This is a genomic window from Streptomyces sp. NPDC101393, from assembly GCF_044767385.1.
GTDB lineage: Bacteria > Actinomycetota > Actinomycetes > Streptomycetales > Streptomycetaceae > Streptomyces.
In genome coordinates, this window is record NZ_JBIWNU010000002.1 from 720,973 (window position 1) to 740,641 (window position 19,669).

Annotated in this window: 15 protein-coding genes; 8 read left to right on the top strand and 7 right to left on the bottom strand. The window is 73.2% G+C overall.

Features of this window, described 5'->3' with window-relative positions; genetic code table 11:
* Positions 1-535: 535 nt before the first annotated feature.
* Positions 536-1,828, top strand: coding sequence for a YeeE/YedE family protein (locus ACIRQ7_RS08860; protein WP_404261037.1), 1,293 nt, complete (start codon positions 536-538; stop codon positions 1,826-1,828).
* A 136-nt stretch (positions 1,829-1,964) separates the two neighbouring features.
* Positions 1,965-2,996 (top strand): PHP domain-containing protein, encoded by a 1,032-nt coding sequence (locus ACIRQ7_RS08865; protein WP_404261038.1) that lies wholly within the window; start codon positions 1,965-1,967, stop codon positions 2,994-2,996.
* 177 nt (positions 2,997-3,173) lie between these two features.
* Here ACIRQ7_RS08865 and ACIRQ7_RS08870 read toward each other — a convergent pair whose 3' ends face one another.
* The 5 genes from ACIRQ7_RS08870 to clpX all read right to left on the bottom strand — a co-directional run bounded on the left by ACIRQ7_RS08870 (position 3,174) and on the right by clpX (position 9,414).
* The gene (locus tag ACIRQ7_RS08870; RefSeq protein WP_404261040.1) at positions 3,174-4,553 is read right to left on the bottom strand and encodes a chloride channel protein; all 1,380 of its coding nucleotides are present in this window, start codon (positions 4,551-4,553) and stop codon (positions 3,174-3,176) included.
* A gap of 149 nt (positions 4,554-4,702) precedes the next feature.
* Positions 4,703-5,611, bottom strand: coding sequence for a LysR family transcriptional regulator (locus ACIRQ7_RS08875; RefSeq protein ID WP_404261041.1), 909 nt, complete (start codon positions 5,609-5,611; stop codon positions 4,703-4,705).
* Between the two features lie 27 nt (positions 5,612-5,638).
* The gene (locus ACIRQ7_RS08880) at positions 5,639-6,856 is read right to left on the bottom strand and encodes a glycine C-acetyltransferase (RefSeq protein ID WP_404261043.1); all 1,218 of its coding nucleotides are present in this window, start codon (positions 6,854-6,856) and stop codon (positions 5,639-5,641) included.
* Between the two features lie 53 nt (positions 6,857-6,909).
* A complete protein-coding gene (gene tdh, locus ACIRQ7_RS08885) occupies positions 6,910-7,938 on the bottom strand; it encodes an L-threonine 3-dehydrogenase (protein ID WP_404261045.1) in 1,029 nt (342 codons plus the stop codon).
* A 180-nt stretch (positions 7,939-8,118) separates the two neighbouring features.
* Complete coding sequence (gene clpX / locus ACIRQ7_RS08890; protein WP_404261047.1) at positions 8,119-9,414, bottom strand: ATP-dependent Clp protease ATP-binding subunit ClpX; 1,296 nt, start codon at positions 9,412-9,414, stop codon at positions 8,119-8,121.
* Positions 9,415-9,800: 386 nt separating this feature from the next.
* On the opposite strand from clpX, the gene ACIRQ7_RS08895 reads away from it, so the two are divergent.
* A complete protein-coding gene (locus ACIRQ7_RS08895; protein ID WP_404261049.1) occupies positions 9,801-11,369 on the top strand; it encodes a S1 family peptidase in 1,569 nt (522 codons plus the stop codon).
* Positions 11,370-11,628: 259 nt separating this feature from the next.
* Here the strand turns inward: ACIRQ7_RS08895 and ACIRQ7_RS08900 are convergent, their stop codons facing one another.
* Positions 11,629-12,408 carry a VOC family protein gene (locus ACIRQ7_RS08900; protein WP_404261051.1) on the bottom strand — a complete coding sequence of 260 codons (780 nt, stop codon included), beginning with the start codon at positions 12,406-12,408 and terminating at the stop codon, positions 11,629-11,631.
* A gap of 157 nt (positions 12,409-12,565) precedes the next feature.
* Between ACIRQ7_RS08900 and ACIRQ7_RS08905 the strand changes: the two genes are divergently transcribed.
* From ACIRQ7_RS08905 to ACIRQ7_RS08915, 3 genes are all read left to right on the top strand, one after another.
* Positions 12,566-14,983, top strand: a complete 2,418-nt coding sequence (locus ACIRQ7_RS08905; RefSeq protein ID WP_404261053.1) for a SpoIIE family protein phosphatase — start codon at positions 12,566-12,568, stop codon at positions 14,981-14,983.
* A 120-nt stretch (positions 14,984-15,103) separates the two neighbouring features.
* Positions 15,104-15,295: a hypothetical protein gene (locus tag ACIRQ7_RS08910; protein ID WP_401468168.1), complete on the top strand. Its 192-nt coding sequence runs from the start codon at positions 15,104-15,106 to the stop codon at positions 15,293-15,295.
* 171 nt (positions 15,296-15,466) lie between these two features.
* Entirely contained in the window at positions 15,467-15,973 is a 507-nt protein-coding gene (locus ACIRQ7_RS08915) for a DinB family protein (protein ID WP_404261055.1), read from the top strand.
* A gap of 21 nt (positions 15,974-15,994) precedes the next feature.
* Here ACIRQ7_RS08915 and ACIRQ7_RS08920 read toward each other — a convergent pair whose 3' ends face one another.
* A complete protein-coding gene (locus ACIRQ7_RS08920; RefSeq protein WP_404261057.1) occupies positions 15,995-17,008 on the bottom strand; it encodes an ArsR/SmtB family transcription factor in 1,014 nt (337 codons plus the stop codon).
* A 178-nt stretch (positions 17,009-17,186) separates the two neighbouring features.
* Here ACIRQ7_RS08920 and ACIRQ7_RS08925 point away from each other — a divergent pair, with 178 nt between their 5' ends.
* Both ACIRQ7_RS08925 and ACIRQ7_RS08930 read left to right on the top strand, forming a co-directional pair.
* Positions 17,187-18,521 (top strand): alpha/beta hydrolase, encoded by a 1,335-nt coding sequence (locus ACIRQ7_RS08925; RefSeq protein WP_404261059.1) that lies wholly within the window; start codon positions 17,187-17,189, stop codon positions 18,519-18,521.
* Between the two features lie 510 nt (positions 18,522-19,031).
* Positions 19,032-19,598 (top strand): winged helix-turn-helix domain-containing protein, encoded by a 567-nt coding sequence (locus tag ACIRQ7_RS08930; protein ID WP_401468150.1) that lies wholly within the window; start codon positions 19,032-19,034, stop codon positions 19,596-19,598.
* The last annotated feature ends 71 nt before the right edge of the window (positions 19,599-19,669 follow it).

Here is a 19,669-nt window from a genome sequence, read left to right on the forward strand (position 1 = left end):
GGGATGTTGCGCACACATTGCAGAAACGTGATTCCCGGACACCGCAGGGACGTTATTGCCCAGAATGCGCAGCACTCTCCGCACGAAATTCCGGCGGAAACGGATCCGCGGCCAGGAGAACGGACATAACCACATAACGCCGCGACGCCCGACGCGGGAGAAATGGGCGATTTCCTGCCGACACCGCCGGTAGGGCAGGTGATGAGCGGACCTGCACCGCCCGGCGGCAATTTCCTCGCGATCTCCCCGCTCCCGTCCACATCGCGAAACCCCCACACCGTGTGTACATCCCACGTACTACTCTGCCGCCATGTCCGCACCCGCCCGTCTGCTCGGTCTCGCGCTCTTCGCGACCTCGGCGTGGTGTGTCGACGACGGACTCTGTACCGGCTGACCACGGCCTTCGCCCCGACGTCATGCCCCTCCCCCATGGAGCACGACCGGCACGGATCCCCTTGCCCCGCCTCGCCGTTGCCCCCGCACGGCTCACCCCGTCCCGCTCACCCTGTCCCGCCCCCACTCCCCGGAGCCCGCTGTGACCACCGCACCCCCGGATCCCACGGTGCGCACGACCCGTGCGCGCGCCGCCCTGCTCGCCCCCTCCCCCACCTCCGTCCCCCGCCCCCAGGCGCCCACCGCGCCGCCGGTCCGCCGGCTGCCGCTCGCCGTCGGCCTGCTGCTCGCCGTGGCGCTGACCGGCTTCGTGTGGGGCTCGTACGGCACCAAGCCGGGCGTCCTGCTGCTCCTCGGGCTCGGTCTGGGCATGGCCCTCTTCCACTCGCGCTTCGGATTCACCTCCGCCTGGCGGCAGCTGGTCGCCGTCGGCAACGGCACCGGGCTGCGCGCGCACGCCCTGTTGCTCGGCACCACCGCGACACTGTTCGCGCTGGTCATCGGCACCGGCACCGGACTCTTCGGCGCGGTGCCCGCGCCCTCGGCCGGCCCGCTGGGAATCGGGCTGCTGATCGGCTCGTTCGTCTTCGCCGTCGGCATGCAGCTCGGTGGCGCCTGTGCGTCGGGCACCCTTTTCGCGGTGGGCTCGGGGCAGACCTCGATCGTGCTCACGCTGGGCGGCTTCGTGGCCGGCTCGACGCTGGCGGCCTGGCAGTTCGACCTGTGGAAGGACCTGCCGGCCTTCGGCCCCGTCGTCCTCGCCGACCACATCGGCTGGTTCGGCTCCTGGGCCGTCACGATCCTGGCGCTGGCCGTCATCGTCGTCGTCAGCCGGGCCGTCCAGGCGCGCCGCAATCCCCCGCCGACCGGCCCGGTGCCGTCGGCGCGGCACGCGGCGGCCCGGGTGCTGCGCGGCAGCTGGCCGCCGGCGGCCGGTGCCCTGGTGCTGGGCCTGCTCGGCGCGGGCGTGCTGCTCGTCTCCGGCGGCGCCTGGGGGGTGACCAGCGCCTTCAGCCTGTGGGGTACGGAGCTGGTGCGGGTGCTGGGCGGGCACCCGGAGACCTGGTCCTTCTGGCAGCAGCCGGACAACGCGGCGGCGCTGGCCGGCCCCGTGCTGGCCGACAAGACCAGCCTCACCGACATCGGCATCATGATCGGCGCCGCGGTCGCCGCGGCGCTCGGCGGCACCTGGGCGCTGCACCGCGGCATTCCCTGGCGCACCGCGGTCGCGGCCGTCGCGGGCGGCATCCTGATGGGCATCGGTGCGCGGCTGGCCGGCGGCTGCAACATCGGCGCCTACCTCGCCGGGATCGCCTCGGGCAGCCTGCACGGCTGGATCTGGGGCGCGACGGCGCTGCTCGGCACCTGGGCGGGCCTCAAACTGCGCCCGGTCTTCGGGCTGGCCAACCCCAGGGCGGGGGACGGGATCTGCTAGGTCGTGTCCGCAACGTCGCTTCGTCCGCCCGGAGGGACGTGGCGACCCGTCCTCGCGGCTGTCCGCCGGTGGCAGCCGGTCACGGACCGGTGCACGGTGGGAGGAGGCGGCCCCGCACGCCGGGAAGGAGCGGCAGGTGGAACCGGTCGAGGCACTGGAGCGGATCGCCTTCCTGCTGGAGCGGCAGGGGGCGGTCACCTACCGCGTGCAGGCGTTCCGTACGGCGTCGGCGGTGCTCGGCGAGCTGTCCGGCGACGAGCTGCGACGACGCGCGGCGCAGGGTTCGCTGGCCCGGGTCAAGGGCGTGGGCCCCAAGACCGCACGGGTCGTCGAACAGGTGCTCGCGGGGCAGGTGCCGGCCTATCTGTCGCGGATGGAGGACGAGGCCGGCGGGCCGCTGGTGGACGGCGAGCGGGGGCAGCGGCTGCTGCGGGCGCTGCGCGGCGACTGCCATCTGCACTCCGACTGGTCGGACGGCGGCAGCCCCGTCGAGGCGATGGCGCGGGCGGCCCGCGACCTCGGTCACGAGTGGTGTGTGCTGACCGACCACTCCCCCCGGCTCACCGTCGCCCACGGGCTGACACCCGAACGGCTGCGGAAGCAGGTGAAGCTGGTGGCGGAGGTCAACGAGCGTCTCGCCCCGTTCCGGCTGCTGACCGGCATCGAGTGCGACATCCTCGACGACGGCACGCTGGACCAGGAGCCGGAGCTGCTGGAGCAACTCGACGTGGTGGTGGCGTCCGTGCACTCCAAACTGCGGATGGAGAGCGGGCCGATGACGCGCCGGCTTCTGGCGGCGGTCAGCAATCCGCTCGTCGACGTGTTCGGCCACTGCACCGGGCGGCAGATCACCGGCAAGCTGCGGCCGGAGTCGCAGTTCGACGCCGGGGAGGTCTTCGCCGCGTGTGCGGAGCACCGTACGGCGGTGGAGATCAACTGCCGCCCCGACAGGTTCGACCCGCCACGCCGCCTGCTGCGGCAGGCGCTGGAGGCCGGGACGCTGTTCGCCGTCGACAGCGACGCGCATGCGCCGGGCCAGCTGGACTGGCAGATCTACGGATGCGCCCGCGCCGAGGAGTGCGGCGTACCGGCGGACCGGATCATCAACACCTGGACCGCCGGCCAGTTGGCCACCTGGACCGGGACGGGCGAGACGCCGGGGAGCTGACGCGGGAGGAGGGCCTCCTCCTGCCTGGCGGCCGTGCCCCGGGTGACCCGGACCCCGGCGGTCGACACGCACGGCGCGGTCGGCGGCAGCCACGCGCAGGACAGCGCCCCCTCACGGGCGAGGGCGGCAGCACGGTCCCGCCCGAACCACCGCGCGCCCCTCCTACCGGAACGCCCGTCAGGGCGACTTCGGCGGCCCGTGCGGGGAGGCCGGGCCGGACGCGTCGCCCCCGGTGACGGGCGGCGGGGCGAGCCGGAGGGTCGTGACGTAGGCGACGACCACGGCGACGATCACCAGCGGCATCACGGTGAGACCGGGGCGGCCCAACAGCAGCGTGGCCAACAGGACCGACGTCATCGGCAGCCGGAGCATCGCCACACACATCGCACCGACACCCATCGCGAAGGCGGAGGTGAGCGGCAGGCCGGGGAGGTGGGACAGCACGATGCCGCCGGCCGCGCCGAGGAACAGCGCCGGGAAGATCGGCCCGCCCCGGAAGCAGCTCAGCGAGGCGCAGTACGCCAGGCCCTTGCAGAGGATCAGCAGGAGCAGCGCGCCCACCGAATAGCCGGCGCTTTCGCTGAACAGTGAACCCAGCGCCGACTGCCCCGAATACAGCATCTCGGATGAGGGCTTGCCGGTGGCCGCGGCGAAGGCGACGGCCAGCGCGCCCACGACGAGGCCGAGCAGCACCGTGGCCGGAACCCGGTGGCGGACGACCCGGTCCTTGAGGACGTGGGCCAGCCGTTTGATGCCCGTGGCGGCGAAGGCGGCGAGCAGCCCGACGACCAGCGCCCAGCCGAATTCGGCGACGGTCGGCAGGGCGGCGTCCGGGATGTGGTGCAGGGTGAGCGAATAGGTGCCCAGGCCGGTCCAGGAGCCCAGGCCGATGAAGATGAGCGCGCCGATCCCCGCGGCCAGCAGGCCGGGCACCAGCACCATCCCGAGCATCGCACCGCCCAGCCCGGATGCCTCCATCAGCAGGAACGCGCCCATCAGCGGCGAGCCGAGCAGGGCACTGACCGCCGCGAAGCTGCCCGCCGCGCCGACCGCGGCGGCGGCCTGCTCGGGCATGCTCTTGTGCAGCAGACGCACCGCGCCGACCGCCATCCCGCCGCCGAGCGCGATCAGCGGCGCCTCGGGGCCGAGGACCGCGCCGAAGCTCAGCGAGGCCAGCGCGGCGAGCACGACGCCGGGGAGCGCGGACACCACGGGAGCCCCGCCGACCGCGAGTCCGTCGGCGGGCTCGTGCCCGCCGTTGCCCGGGAGGTGGCGGACCGCCAGCCCGGCCAGCAGACCGCCGACCGCGAGCAGCGGCAGCGGCCACCACAACGGCGTACCGGCGAATCCCAGGGCCCGTGGCAGGTCCTTGTAGAGGAGCGGTTCGAGTTCGCCGACCAGCGCCAGGAAGCCGAATGCCGCGGCGCACACCGGCGCGCCGATGACCGCGGCCACCGCGAGCAGTTGGAGATAGCCGCGGGTGCGCAGCAGCGCGTACGGGTCCTGGGGCGCCGTCGCCGGCGCTCCGCCGACCGGTCCTGCCGGGCCGACAGACATCCGCACCGCCTCCCCGGTACCGCGACCGCGTCGGCGCCCGACCGGGCCGCCGCCGGTGCCGAGCCTGGCACGGCCGGACCGGCGCGGCACGTGGGACGCGGCCGGTCAGGGGACGGCCGGGACCGCCCGCGCCGGCCGGGGCCGGGCCGTCACCCCTGTGGTGCCGCAGCGGCGCGCAGGGCCTCCAGGACCGGGCGCAGCAGAGGGTGTTCGGCCGCGCCGCGGCGCACCGCGGCGAAGACCCTGCGGGTGGGGGCCGAGCCGTCGACCGGGCGGACCACAACACCCGTGAGGTCCATCCCGCTCAGCGCCGTGCGGGGGACGAGGGCGACGCCCGCGGCGGCCGAGGCGAGGGAGACGACGGCGCGGAAGTCGTCGGACGAGTGCTCCAGGCGGGGTTCGAAGCCGGCGTACTCGCAGGCCAGCACCACCACGTCATGACAGGGATTGCCGGGGTACGGGCCGATCCACGGGTCCTTCGCCAGGTCGGCCACGGCCACCCGGGGTGCCGTCGCGAGCCGGTGGCCGACCGGCAGCACGGCGTCGAACGGTTCGGCGTAGAGCGGGACCCGGGTCAGCCGGGGGTCGTCCTCGCGCGGGGCGCCCCGGTATTCGACGGCCACTGCCACATCGACCTGCCGGTCGAGGACCATCAGCAGGCTGGCGTCACCCTCGGCGTCCTGGACGCGGACCCGGATGCCGGGCGAGGAGGCCGCCAGTTCGGTGATCGCGGGGGCGACGACGAGGCCGATGCCGGTGGCGAAGGCCGCGACCGTCACCACGCCCGCCTCGCCGGAGCCGTATGCGGCCAGCTCCGACTCGGCGCGCTCCAGCTGCGCCAGGACGGCGTTGGCGTGGGTGAGCAGGATCTCGCCGGCCGCGGTCAGCCGGACGCCGCGGGCGCTGCGCTCCACCAGGCGGTGACCGGTCTCCTGCTCCAGGGCGGCGAGCTGCTGGGAGACCGCCGAGGGCGTGAGATAGAGCGCGGCGGCTGCCGCGGTGACCGTGCGGTGGTCGGCCACCGCGCGGAGGATGTGCAGCCGCCGTGCTTCGATCATGTGCCCAGTCTCGCAGGGTGGACGCCGTCAGTTCTCCAGGGCGGCGGGTGCGTCGGCGTCCATGGCGGCCCTGGCCGCCACGAACGCGTCCACCGCTCGGTTGACGTCCTCGGTGGAGTGCGCCGCGGAGAGCTGTACGCGGATCCTGGCCCGGCCCTGCGGGACGACCGGGTAGGAGAAGCCGATGACGTACACGCCGCGCTCCAGCAGCAGCTCCGCCATCCGGGCCGCTTCGGCCGCGTCACCGATCATGACCGGCGCGATGGCGTGCTCGCCGGGCAGCACGTCGAAGCCCTCCTCGGTCATCCGGGAGCGGAACAGCGCGGTGTTGGCGTTGAGGCGATCGCGCAGGTCACCGGCCGACTCCAGGAGGTCGAGGACCTTGAGCGAGGCGGCCGCGATCACCGGCGCGAGGGAGTTGGAGAAGAGGTAGGGGCGGGAGCGCTGGCGCAGCAGGGCGACGATCTCGGCGCGGGCCGCCACATAGCCGCCGGAGGCGCCGCCCAGCGCCTTGCCGAGGGTGCCGGTGATGATGTCGACGCGGTCCATCACGTCGTGGAGTTCGGGGGTGCCGCGGCCGCCGGCGCCGACGAAGCCGACGGCGTGCGAGTCGTCGACCATGACCATGGCGCCGTAGCGGTCGGCGAGGTCGCAGATCTCGCGCAGCGGGGCGAGGTAGCCGTCCATGGAGAAGACGCCGTCGGTGACGATCAGCGTGCGGCCGGCGCTGCCGGCCTCCTTCAGCTGCTGTTCCAGGTCCGCCATGTCGCGGTTGGCGTAGCGGAAGCGGCGGGCCTTGGAGAGCCGGATGCCGTCGATGATGGAGGCGTGGTTGAGGGCGTCGGAGATGACCGCGTCGTCCGGGCCGAGCAGCGTCTCGAAGACGCCGCCGTTGGCGTCGAAGCAGGAGGAGTAGAGGATCGTGTCCTCCTGGCCGAGGAAGCCGGAGATCCGTCGCTCCAGTTCCTTGTGGACCTCCTGGGTGCCGCAGATGAAGCGGACCGAGGCGAGTCCGTAGCCCCAGCGGTCCAGCGCCTCGTGGGCGGCGGCGACGACCTCGGGGTGGTCGGCGAGGCCGAGGTAGTTGTTGGCGCAGAAGTTGAGGACCTCGCCGGGCCGGCCGCCCTCGGTGACGGCGACGGTGGCGGACTGCGGGGTGCCGATGACGCGCTCGGGCTTGTGCAGACCGGCGGCCCGGATCTCGTCGAGGGTGCCGCGCAGCTCGTCGCGTACGGAGTCGAACATGGGGAATTTCTCCAGGAGTTGGGGGTGGCGGGGGCGGACGGGGGAGCGGGCGGTCAGGCGGTCCAGTCGAGGATGACCTTGCCGCCGAGGCCGGCCGCCGCCTCGTCGAAGGCGGTCTCGAATTCCTGGTACGGATAGCGGCCGGTGATCACGGGGGCGAGATCGAGACCGCCTTCGAGGAGCACGGACATCGCGTACCAGGTCTCGAACATCTCCCGGCCGTAGATCCCCTTGATGGTGATCATCGACGTGACGATCCGGGCCCAGTCGACGGCGAACTCCTCGGCGGGAAGGCCGAGTACGGCGATCCGGCCGCCGTGCGTCATGTTGCCGATCATGTCCCGCATCGCCTCGGGGCGGCCGGACATCTCCAGCCCGATGTCGAAGCCCTCGCGCAGGCCGAGTTCGCGCTGGCCCTCGGCGATCGGGGTTTCGGCGACGTTGAGGGCCAGGCTGACGCCGACCTTGCGGGCCAGTTCCAGACGGGGCTCGCTGACGTCCGTGATCACGACATTGCGGGCGCCGGCGTGCCGGGCGACGGCCGCGGCCATGATCCCGATCGGTCCGGCGCCGGTGATCAGGACGTCCTCGCCGACCAGCGGGAACGACAGCGCGGTGTGCACGGCGTTGCCGAAGGGGTCGAAGACGGCGGCGATGTCGAGGTCCACGGGGACCCGGTGCACCCACACGTTCTCGGCAGGCAGCGCCACGTACTCGGCGAAGGCGCCGTCCCTGCCCACGCCGAGGCCCACGGTGGCGCGGCAGAGGTGGCGGCGGCCCGCCAGGCAGTTGCGGCACTTCCCGCAGACGAGGTGGCCCTCGCCGCTGACCAGGTCACCGGCCTTGATGTCGGCCACCTCGCGGCCGGTCTCCACGACCTCGCCGACGAACTCGTGCCCGAGGGTGAGCGGGGTGGCGATGGTCTGCTGTGCCCAGCCGTCCCACGAGCGGATGTGCAGGTCCGTGCCGCAGATACCGGTGCGCAGCACCTTGATCAGTACGTCGCCCGTGCCGACGGCCGGCTCCGGCACGTCCGTGAGCCACAGTCCCGGCTCCGCCTTCTGCTTGACCAGTGCCTTCAACGCTACGGCTCCCGTACATCAGTGCGGTGACGGCACGGGAGGAATCCCCCGGGACCGTCCGATCTCCGACAGGAAATCTTCCCTACCCGGGCCGTTCGGTCCATCGAGGTTTTCTTAAGCGCGGTCACAGCTTCCCTTTACGCCCCGTCCGTCACGGTGCCCCCGGGGCCCCGGCACGTCTCAGGCGGAACGGTCGTGGCGCTCCCGGTCGGGTGCGGTCCGCGCGCGCGGCACCAGGGTCGGGTTGACGTGATCGAGCACCGTGTCGCGGCTGACCACGACGCGCGCCACGTCGTCCCGGCCCGGCACCTCGTACATCACATGCAGCAGGACCTCTTCCAGGATCGCGCGGGCCGCCCGCGCGCCGGTGCGGCGCAGCAGCGCCTGCTCGGCGACGGCGGCGATCGCGCCGTCGGTGAACTCCAGCTCCACGCCGTCGAGTTCGAAGAGCTTCTGATACTGCTTGACGAGCGCGTTGCGCGGTTCGGTGAGGATCCGCATCAGTGCCGTACGGTCCAGCGGGCGGACGGCCGAGACCACCGGGATCCGGCCGACGAATTCGGGGATCAGCCCGAACTTCAACAGGTCCTGGGGCATCACCTCGGCGCGCAACGACACCCCCTCCCGGGCCTTCCCGGCGCCGAACCCGACGCTCCCGCTGTCGGTCCGCTCCTTGATGATCCGCTCCAGCCCGGTGAACGCGCCGCCGAAGATGAACAGCACCTCGCTGGTGTCGATCCGGAGGAAGTCCTGCTGCGGATGCTTGCGCCCGCCCTGCGGCGGGACGGAGGCGACGGTGCCCTCCAGGATCTTCAGCAGTGCTTGCTGGACGCCCTCGCCGGAGACATCGCGGGTGGCCGACCGGTCCTCGCCCGTCCTGGCGATCTTGTCGATCTCGTCGATGTAGACAATGCCGGTCTCGGCCTTCTTGATGTCGAAGTCCGCGGCCTGGATGAGCTTCAGCAGGATGTTCTCCACGTCCTCCCCGACATAGCCGGCCTCGGTGAGCGCGGTGGCGTCGGCGATCGCGAACGGGACATCGAGCATCCGGGCGAGGCTCTGCACGAGGTGGGTCTTCCCGCACCCGGTCGGACCGACCAGCAGGATGTTGGACTTGCCCAACTCGACGTGCTCGCCCGGCCCGGAGCACGGCCCGCCGTGCGGGCCGCCGCCGGCACCCGCCCTGATCCGCTTGTAGTGCTGGTGGACCGCCACCGCGAGTGCCTTCTTCGCACTCTCCTGCCCGATGACGTACTGCGCGAGAAAATCGTGGATCTCGCGCGGGGTGGGCAGCTCGCGCGGCCCGCCCCCGCCGGACTCCGCCCGCTCCTGGACCATGAGTTCATTGCAGAGTCCGACACAGCCGTCGCAGATGCAGACCGGACCCGGGCCCGCGATGAGCTTCCTGACCTGCTTGTGGGTCTTCCCGCAGAACGTGCACTTCAGCGGACCGCCACCGTCACCGATTTCTGCCACTCGGAACGTCTCCTCACGGTTGGGGGCCGGGGCCCGGAAGGGCCATGGCTCGGGAGACCGGCGGCAGTCGGTGTGGTCACCCGCCCGCCCTGGCCGGTCGTCCCGGACGCAGAGAGATACGTGCGCGCAGGCCCGCGGCACTCAGCGGGCGGCGGGATTCACCGGAACCACGGGCCCGGCCGCGGCGGCGGGACGCGGCCGGGAGTGTAAGGGGATCCGGTCGGTCGCGTCGGAATTCATCACACCTTGAGTGGCCATGAGACCGCGGCCCACCGGGCTACGTAGGACTGGGTGGCAACCGTGCACGGGTTCCGGCGTCCCCAACGCCCCGTCCGTGCGCTTCCTGTGGGTCCCAGCTGGAGGTCAGCAAATTGAGCCACCGACACGTGAACAAGCGGACCGGCGCCATCGCGGGCGCCGCCGCGGCCGCCATCGCGGCAGCGGCGATCCTGCTTCCCGACGCCAACGCGAGCACCGATCAGCCGGTGTCCCTCCGGACGTTCAGCGCGCAGTCCGCCACGCAGACGGCGACGGCGCTGAAGGCGGCCCTCCCCGATCGGACGGCCGGTTGGTATCTGGACGGCAAGAGCGGCCATCTGGTGATGAACGTGCTGGCGGAGGAGGACGCCAAGAACGTCCGGGCCAAGGGGGCCGTGGCCAAGGTCGTGAGCAACAGCATGACCGCGCTCAAGGCGGGCGCACGGACCCTCAGTGACACGGCCGCCGTTCCGGGCACCGCATGGTCCATCGACCCGAAGACGAACAAGATCGTGGTCATCGCCGACAAGACGGTGACCGGCGCCAAGATGGCCACCCTCAGCAAGGCCACCGGCGGTATGGGCGGCCTGGTGAGCGTCAAGCGGTCCCAGGGCGAGTTCAAGCGCTACGACGGCGGGGACGCGGCGAACGCGGGCGGCGCGGCCGGAGCGGGCGACGCCGGGGCCGGCGAACAGGCGGCCGGTGGCGCCGGCGAGGTCGGCGGAGCCGCGGACGGCGGGCAGGCGGCCGGTGGCGCCGGGGGTGACGGCGGAGCCGGGGACGCCGGTGGAGCCGGTGGAGCCGGTGACGGCGGGCAGGCGGCCGGTGGCGCGGGCGGTGACGGCGGAGCCGGAGGGGGCGGCGGGCAGGCCGCGGCGCCGGTGGGCGGCAGCGCCATCTTCGGCGGCAACGCGCGCTGCTCCCTCGGGTTCAACGTCACGGTCAAGGGCGCACCGGCGTTCCTCACCGCGGGCCACTGCGGCAACGACTCCAAGACCTGGACGGCCGATCAGGCCGGCAGCCAGCCGTTGGGGACCGTGACGGACTCCAAGTTCCCCGAGACCGACTTCGCGCTGGTCACCTACGACGACGCGAGCGCGCAGCCGGAGAGTGCGGTCGACCTCGGGAACGGCAGCACCCAGGAGATCACCAAGGCCGCCGAGGCCGCGGTGGGCATGAAGGTACAGCGCTCGGGCAGCACCACCGGGCTGACCGACGGCACCGTCACCGGGCTCGACGCCACGGTGAACTACGGCAACGGCGACATCGTCAACGGCCTCATACAGACGGATGTGTGCGCGGAGCCCGGCGACAGCGGTGGCTCGATGTTCTCCGAGGACTCGGCGGTGGGCCTGACCTCCGGCGGCAGCGGCGACTGCACCCAGGGCGGCGAGACCTTCTTCCAGCCGGTCACCGACGCCCTTGAGGCCACCGGCGCCGAGATCGGCGCAGGCGGCGGTGGCGGTGGCGGCGCCGCCGGTGCGGGCGGCGCGGGCGGCGACGAAGCTGCGGGCGGCGCCGGTGATGCCGGTGCGGGCGGCGCGGCCGCCGGCGGCGGGGACGCGGGTAGCGCGGCGGGCGGCGACGCCGGAGCCGGTGAGCCCGGGACGGGCACCGAGGACCCGGGAACCGGCACCGAGGACCCCGCCGCCGTCGGCGGCAGCGCAAGCGGCGACGGCAGCGACTCCATGAACTGACCGGCCCCGGCCGGGAACCGGGCCGTCGGCCCCGCGGGAGCGGCGCGGGGCCGACGGCCGGGGCACCGGCACGCGCCAGGCGGGTTGCGGCCGTCGCGGTCCGCCGCCGGACAGGACACCCGGACCCACCGCCGGGCCCCTGCCACATCCGTTCGGCTCCATCCCGCGGCGCACCGGGCGCAGTGGGGCGCGACGGTCCGACAGCGACCCTCAGGCTCACGCTCAGCAGGTCAGGCTCATCCGGTCGCCGAAACCGGCCTCAGGGAGTGGTGATGGTGAAGAGACCGCCGTCGGGGTCCCGGACGACGGCCTGCGAGCCCTTGCCGCTCTGGTTCGGGGTGATGGGCGTGACGGTCCCCCCCGCGGCGAGCGCCGCCGCCGTCACCGCCTCGATGTCGTGAACGGGGAAGTGGACGTGCCAGCGCGGGCGCACCCGCGGGTCCGGCGCGGCCTCGACACCTCCGCCGCGCAGGGCCGCGACCGTGTGCCCGTCGGCGCGCACGATCACCTCGTCGTGCTCGTACGCCACCTCGCAGCCGCCCGGCTCCTCCGACGCCCAGTCGAACACCTCGGCGTAGAAGATGGTGGCGGCGAAGGCATCCCGGGTACGCAGTTCCAACGAGGCCGGCGCATTGCCCTGTCCGACCGACCAGGCCATGGTGCGCCCCTCCCAGAAGCCGAAGGTGGCGCCTTGCTGGTCGGCGGCGAGGGCGGCCCGTCCGGGACCGACCTTGAGCGGTCCGACGGCGACCGTGGCGCTGCGTTCCCGGATCCGGGCGGCGGTGGCATCGGCGTCCTCGACGGCGAAATACACCGTCCAGGCCACGGCGACCTGGAAGCTCTGTGCGAGCGCGCCGATGCCGGCGACCGGCCGCCCGTCGGACAGCGCGACGGAGAACTCGTCGCCGAGGCCGGCCCGCCGGAAGGTCCAGCCCAGTACCTCGCCGTAGAAATCCTGGGCGGTCTTCAGGTCGCGGGCCAGCAGACTGACCCAGCAGGGGGCGCCACGCACGGGACGGGTGAGGCCTTGGGCCGACATGGACATGTGCCTCCTGTACTCAGGGCCCCTTCCCACTCTGCCAGCGACGGGGCGGGGCCGCACCAGTGGGCGCGGCGGGCGGCGACGGGCAGCGCGGTTGTGCCGGTCATGATCAGGCTCGATGCTGGTAGGTACTGATCGGGGCTGGGTTGATGCCATGAACGCAGGGAACGCGGCAGAGGACGCCGATTTCCGTGGTCCCCTCGATGTCACCAGGGCGGCCACGGCGGTTCTGGATGCCCAGGGCCTGGTCATCGGGTGGAGCCCCGCCGCCGAGGCACTGCTCGGCTATACGCCGGACGACATCATCGGACGCCCGGTCGAGACCTTCCTGCCGGCGGGTGAGAGAGCGGACGGCCCTCCGTCGCCGGTGCTGAGCGGCAGCGAGGCCCGCACCGCCCGGCACCGGGACGGCCGGCTGCTGCGGGTGGCGACCACGACCTGCCCGGTGGCCGTCGGCGGCGCCCGGGGAGCGGGGGCGGAGCCTGCGCGCGTCCTCGTGGCGGCGGAGCTGGAAGGGCTGCGGGTGTGGGAGTCCCGCCAGGCGCTGCTGCACGGGCTGGCCACCCAGTCCCCGGTCGGCCTCGCCACCTATGACACGGATCTGCGCCTGACCTGGTTCAACGGCGCGTACGGGCGGGAAGTGGGACTGCCGCTCCGGGAGTTTCTGGGCCAGCGGCCCGATGAGCTCTACCCGCACGGCGAGTTCGTGAGCGAGGGGTATCCCACCACCCTCCAGGCGGTGATGCGGTACGTCCTCGACACCGGCGAATCCATCCTCGACCTGCATTTCGTCGGCCAGCCGCCCACCGACCCGGGCACCGACCACGTCTGGTCCTGCTCCTACTACCGGCTGCAGGACGCGGACGGCCTGGTGCTGGGCGTCTGCGAGGACGCCTTCGACATCACCGACCGCTATCAGGCCCAGCGCCGGCTGAATCTGCTGGTGGAGGCGGGCGGCCGGATCGGCACCACGCTCGACATGACCGCCACCGCCCGGGAGATCGCCGAGGTGTGTGTCCCGGCCTTCGCCGCGGCGGTCACCGTCGACCTGGTGCAGGCCGTGCTGGAGGGTGGCGAACCGGACCACGGCGACGGCAGCCTCCCCGCCCTCGTCCGGGTCGCGTCCCGGTCCGCGGACGCGCCGGACGACGAGCCGCCACGGGCCCCCTACCGCGTGGACCACCCGCCGGGGTCGCCGCAGTACCGCGCTCTCTCGTCCGGCGGCATGGTGCTGGTCGAGAGCACGATGGTCGTGCCGTTGCGCATCGGCGGTACGCCGTTGGGGCTGGTCACCTTCGTCCGGGGCGCGCATCCGTCGGTCTTCGACAGGGGCGAGATCGGCCTCGCCGACGAACTGGTGACCCGTACCGCGGTGTGTCTCGACAACGCCCGCCGCTTCACTCGCGAGCGGACCGCAGCCCTGGCCCTGCAGCGCAATCTGCTGCCGCAGCATCTTCCGGCCCAGTCGGCCGTCGATCTGGCGTACCGCTACCTGCCGTCCGACGACCGGGCCGGGGTCGGTGGCGACTGGTTCGACGTGATCTCGCTGTCCGGGACCCGGGTGGGTCTGGTCGTCGGGGACGTGGTCGGCCACGGGCTGCAGGCGGCGGCCACCATGGGCCGGCTGCGCACGACCGTGCGCGCGCTCGCCACCCTGGACCTCTCCCCCGACGAACTGCTGAGCCGGCTGGACGACCTGGTGGGGCAGACACCGGAGGGCCTGGCGACGGCGCTGGGCGCGGACACGGGCCGCCACGACGACGTCGCCACCGGCGTGACCTGCCTCTACGCCGTTTACGACCCCGTCTCCCGGCGCTGCACGATGGCCCGCGCCGGGCATCTGCCGCCGGCCATCGTCGACCCGGACGGCGGCCTGACCTTCCCGGATCTGCCGGCCGGGCCACCGCTGGGCCTGGGCGGTCTGCCCTTCGAGTCCCTGGAGATCGAACTGCCCGTGGGCAGCCTGATCGCGCTGTTCACCGACGGGCTGGTCGAGGCCCGGGACCGGGACATCGATGTGGGACTCGCGTCACTGGGCCGGGTGCTCACCGCCGGCCACCACGCCCCGCTGGACGAACTGTGCGACCGGGCGCTCGCCGAGCTGCTGCCCGACGGGACGGCGGCCGACGACACGGCGCTGCTGCTGGTGCGCACCCGCGAGCTGGACACCGGGCAGGTCGCGGCCTGGGAGCTGCCGGCGGAGCCCGCCGCGGTGGCGCGGGCGCGGGAGCTGGCCACCGGGCAGCTGGCGGAGTGGGGCCTGGAGGAGCTGTCGTACGCGACGGAACTCGCGGTGAGCGAGCTGGTCACCAACGCCGTGCGGCACGCGTCCGGGCCGCTGCATCTGCGTCTGCTGCGGGATCTGACGCTGCTGACCGAGGTCTCCGACACCGGCCACACCTCACCGCACCTGCGGCACAGCGCAGGCGACGACGAGGGCGGGCGGGGGCTGTTCATCGTCGCGCAGCTGGTGCAGCGCTGGGGGACGCGCTACACGCCGTACGGCAAGACGATCTGGACGGAGCAGGCCTTCCCGCCGCGCTATCCGGGTGCCCCGCGCCCGGTGGGCTGACCCGGGCGAAGCGGTGGTGGCACGACCCGCGCGGCGCACATCGTGCGGGCGTTCGGAGGCAGCCTCATGATGGAACCAAGCGCCGTCCCTGGCGACGCGGCGCCGGCAGAAGGAGGACCTGTGACGAGCAATGGCAGTCAGAGTGCGGCCGACAACCGGCCGAGGGAGCTGTACACAGGTGGCGAGCGGCCGTTCGACGCGGAGGATCTGGTGAAGGCGTCGGGGCGTGAGCCCACCCCGTCGAGCCTGGAATGGGCCCGGCGCATGATCGAGCAGGACGGTGCCGCGGCCATCGAACGGTATCTGCCGTGACGTCCTGAGGGCGGAGCGCTGTCCTCCGATTCCACCCGCGCGGCCGGCCGGACACGGCCGGCCGCGCGGCCGTGCGCAGGGTCAGTACGCTGGCCCCTCACCGGGCCGGTCCGCCGCGGGGCCCAGCCACCGCGGCCGGACGAGGGGGGCCCGCAGTTGAAGGGGATACCTGTGCCCACCGAACGCATCGGCCCACCGCTGCTCGCCGGCGAACGGGAGACGCTCCGGGCCTTTCTCGACTTCCACCGCGCGACGCTGGCCATGAAGACCGACGGCCTCTCCGACGAGGAGCTGCGCAGCCGGTCCATGCCGCCGTCCACCCTGACCCTGCTGGGTCTGGTGCGCCACATGGCCGAGGTGGAGCGCGTCTGGTTCCGCCGGGTGATCAACGGTGAGGAGCTGCCGCTCGTCTGGTCGGACGAGGGGGACTACCAGGCGGCCTACGACGCGAGCGGGTCCACCCGCTCGGAGGCGTTCGGCGCCTGGCAGACGGAGGTGGAGCACGCCCGCCGGATCGAGCAGGCGGCCGAGTCGCTCGACGTCACCGGCCACCAGGCCAGGTGGGACGCGGAGGTGTCGCTGCGTCTGGTGATGCTGCACATGATCCACGAGTACGCCCGGCACAACGGCCATGCGGACTTCCTGCGGGAAGGCATCGACGGGACCGTCGGGGCCTGACCCGGGACGGCTCGCCCGGCGTCAACCGACCACGCTCCGCGTCCCGCCGCGCCGTCGCAGCAGCAGGCTCCCCATCGCGGTGCGGCGGTGCAGCACCGCGCGTCCGGCGCGGGTCGTGGCGATCAGGCCCGCGCCGCGCAGCGCCGCGGTGTGCGCGGAGGCGGTGGCGTTGCTGACGCCGAGCCGCCGCGCGAGCCCGCTGGTGGTGTGGTCCTCCGCGAGCAGGAACAGGATCTCGGCGCGGGTGGCGCCGAGCACCGCGGCCAGCGGATCCTCGCTGCCGCCCGCCTCCGGTGTGAGCGGCAGGCCCGCACCGGCCGGGTAGGTCAGGGCCAGGGGGCCGCCGGGCAGGTCGGCGACGAGCGGGCGGCCGGTCCAGTGGAAGGTGGGCATCAACAGCAGGCCGCGGCCGCCCAGTTCGATGGTGTCGGCAGGGGGCGCCGCCTCTTCTTCCGTCGCGGCCCGGGGCGCCCCGATCTCCCAGGTGTCCTCACGCAGCCGGCTGCCGGGGAAGAGCGCGGTGAGGGCGGCGCCGGTGCCGTGCTCGGCCGCGGTCAGCGCATGGCGGGTGAACTCCGCCTGGTGCAGGTCCTGCACCAGGGGCCACACGGGGCGCAGCACCGTGTCGAAGGCCGCGCGCTGTGCGCGGCGCAGGACGTGCCAGGCCTCGGCGTCGCCCCCGTGCAGCGCACGGATCCACGGCGGGGGCGGGGACGCGGGCGGGGCGTGCACCCGCTCGATCTCGGCGCGGACCAGCTCCGGACGGGCGGCCCGGACGGTGTCCAGACCGTCCTGCAAGGTGTCGCTGACGACATCGAGGAACGCCGGGGCGCGGGCCCCGGGGACCAGGTCCCGCAACGCTCCGGCGGCGGGCGGCAGCGCGTGCAGCAGCCGGCGCCGCCAGCGCCCGAAGAGCAGTTCGTCGTGGGGCAGGCACATCCGCATCAGGGCCACGTTCAGTTCCTGCAACGGGGCCGGCCGGGCCGCGAAGCGGACCCCGGCGAAGTCGGCGGACGTGAAACGGATCCGGATCACTACTCTCCCTGGTGGCTCCGCGCCATGGTTTCGGGCAACGCCGAAACCCTCGCCCCCGCTCCCCGTCGGAGGCCAGCATGCAGATCATGCCCCGCCCCGCACCCAGGGGCCGCCGTACGGCGCACATCCGACCACAGCGGCGTGAACCACAGAGGCATGAGAGATATGAGGGGGAGTCATGGTGCGTGGAACAACCGGGCGCGAGGGGCCGATGGAGCCAACCGAGGGCGAGCAGGCGCCGGTTGCTGCTCGCGAGGAGGGGCCGGGCCGCGGGGTGGGCCGGCGGAGTGTCGCGAAGTCGGCCGCGCTGACCGCCGCCCTGCTGCTCGCGGGCGGCGGCATCGCGCAGGCGCGGCCCGCGCGGCGCCCGGACGCGAAGCCGGCGGCCGGCGGGGACCTCACCCTCCGGCTGCCGGCGCCGACCGGACCGCACCGGATCGGGAACACCACGCTGCACCTCGTCGACCGCTCCCGGCGCGACCCGTGGCAGCCGGAGATCCCCGTCCGGGAGCTGATGGTCACGATCCTCTACCCGGCCGGTGCCGCCGGTGATGCTCCGCCCGCACCGCAGATGACCCGGGAGGCCGCCGCGCGCTTCCCGCTCATCGACGCCGTCATGCACCCGGAGTTGCCGGGGACGGGGGTCAACTGGGCCGCCACCCTGACCCATGCGCAGAGGGGCGCGGCCGCGCAGACCGTACGGCGACCGGTGCTGCTGTACACCCCGGGCGGCGGTGACCCGCGCACCCTCGGCACCGGTCTCGCGGAGGAACTGGCCGGACACGGCTGTGTGGTGGTGACCATCGACCACCCCGGCGACGCCAGTGAGGTCGACTTTCCCGAGGCGGCGACGGGCCGGGACAAGGTCCGCGAGACGGTCTTCCGGGGCGACCCGAGGATGAATCCGCAGCAGTTCCGCACGGCGATCGACACCCGGGTCGCGGATGTCCGATACGTGTTGGACCAGCTGGAGTTGACGGCAGCGGGGCGGAACCCGGACGCGTCCGGGAGACCGCTGCCGGCGGGTCTGGGGCGGGCGCTGGATCTGCGGCGGATCGGCGTGTACGGGCACTCGGCCGGTGGCACCACGGCGGCCCAGGCCCTGTACGAAGACCGTCGTCTTCGCGCGGCGGTCAATCTGGAGGGCTATCTGGACCACCCGCCGGAGCGGCCCGGCGGCGAAGGGGAACTGTTCCCGGTCGCCCGGTACGGGGTGGACCGGCCGATGCTCATGCTGCAGACCGACGGCTTCCCGCACCGGGCGGAGTTGGAGCGTTCCTGGGCGGCCGTCCTCGCCCACCCGCACGGCCGCACCCGGCGCGGGCAGTTCGGCGCCACGGCACACGGCGTGTTCACCGATTACGCCGCGTTCGCACCGCAGTTGCAGGCCGCCGGGCTGATGACCGCCGAGGAACGGATCAAGTTGGTCGGCGCGAGCGGCCCGGACAGGTCGATCCCCCTGGTGCGCAGGGCGGTGCGTTCCTTCTTCGCACGGCAGCTGTCCGCACCCTGACGGCCCGCGCGGGCACCCGGGCGGAGGGGGCACGGAACCGACCGGAGGGTGTGCGCGAGGCGGCCTGGGCCCGCTCCGCGCGCACCAACTCCTCGGTATCGGCCAGTTCGAGGATGGAATCCGGCCATGGGGGCGGGGGTGTCATTCCGCGGTCCTCGGCGGTGACGGCACCGCCGCCCCATCCATGGTGCGTACGACCGCCCGGGAAGGCGGCGGAGAACCGACGTAGCAGCAACTCTGATTAGCGGATGCTACTTTCCGGAACTGCGCGATCACATGTAGCGTTCGTTCGGACCGGAGCCGTGGCCTCACACCACGTCATGGCTGAGTACGGGCCTGGACGCAAGCGTCCGGACGGCACGAACGGAGCGAAGCGCCCGCCAGGGCACGCCGTTCCCCAGTGCCGGTCCACCGGCCCCGGCTCTGCACCGGATCACACTGCGAACACCCCCGCAGCGGTTCCGCACTCCGTACGTCGAGCACCGCCATGTCTGTCCGTACACGCCTGCTTTGCAAGAGGAATGGGCCCAGATCATGTTCATGAACTCCTCGACGACCCTCATGCTGCGACCGGCGGCCGAATTCGGCCGGCCCGCTGACGGCGGGCCCGGCGAAGGACCGCCCCTGGCGGTCGACCGGCTCCCCGACGGCAATTGGCAACTCACTCTGCACCACCTTGAGCCGGTATCCGTCGAACGGCTCCCCTCGGCCGAGGTCCACATCATTCTGGCACCGCGCGACGAGCCGTCGCCCCCAGGGACGGCCACCGCACCCGTGCCCGCCCCCTTGGCGCCGGACCCGATCCGGGTCGATGTCGACGCCAGGACCGTGGCGATCGAGGGACGCCACATCTGCCTCCCCCGGCTGGAATTCGATTTGCTCGCCCATCTGGTGACGCACCCGCAACGTGCCTTCACCCGGGAGCAGTTGATGGCCGCGGTCTGGCCCACCTGCCAGTCCAGCACCCGTACCGTCGATGTCCACATCGCCCGCCTGCGGCGACGGCTGGGCCCGGGGCTCCGGGATTCCATCAGCACCGTTTTCGGTATCGGCTACAAGTACCTGCCCGCCCCCTGAGCCTCGGACCGGCGTAGCCCGCTCCCGCCCCTCGCGGCCCCGCCCTCCCCTTCTCTTCCGCCGTCACGCCG

Excerpts from the sequence above, each read along its gene's own strand:
- ACIRQ7_RS08870 (WP_404261040.1), bottom strand. The coding sequence starts at position 4,553 with ATGTCTGTCGGCCCGGCAGGACCGGTCGGCGGAGCGCCGGCGACGGCG.
- ACIRQ7_RS08875 (WP_404261041.1), bottom strand. The coding sequence starts at position 5,611 with ATGATCGAAGCACGGCGGCTGCACATCCTCCGCGCGGTGGCCGACCAC.
- ACIRQ7_RS08880 (WP_404261043.1), bottom strand. The coding sequence starts at position 6,856 with ATGTTCGACTCCGTACGCGACGAGCTGCGCGGCACCCTCGACGAGATC.
- ACIRQ7_RS08900 (WP_404261051.1), bottom strand. The coding sequence starts at position 12,408 with ATGTCGGCCCAAGGCCTCACCCGTCCCGTGCGTGGCGCCCCCTGCTGG.
- ACIRQ7_RS08905 (WP_404261053.1), top strand. The coding sequence starts at position 12,566 with ATGAACGCAGGGAACGCGGCAGAGGACGCCGATTTCCGTGGTCCCCTC.
- ACIRQ7_RS08925 (WP_404261059.1), top strand. The coding sequence starts at position 17,187 with ATGGTGCGTGGAACAACCGGGCGCGAGGGGCCGATGGAGCCAACCGAG.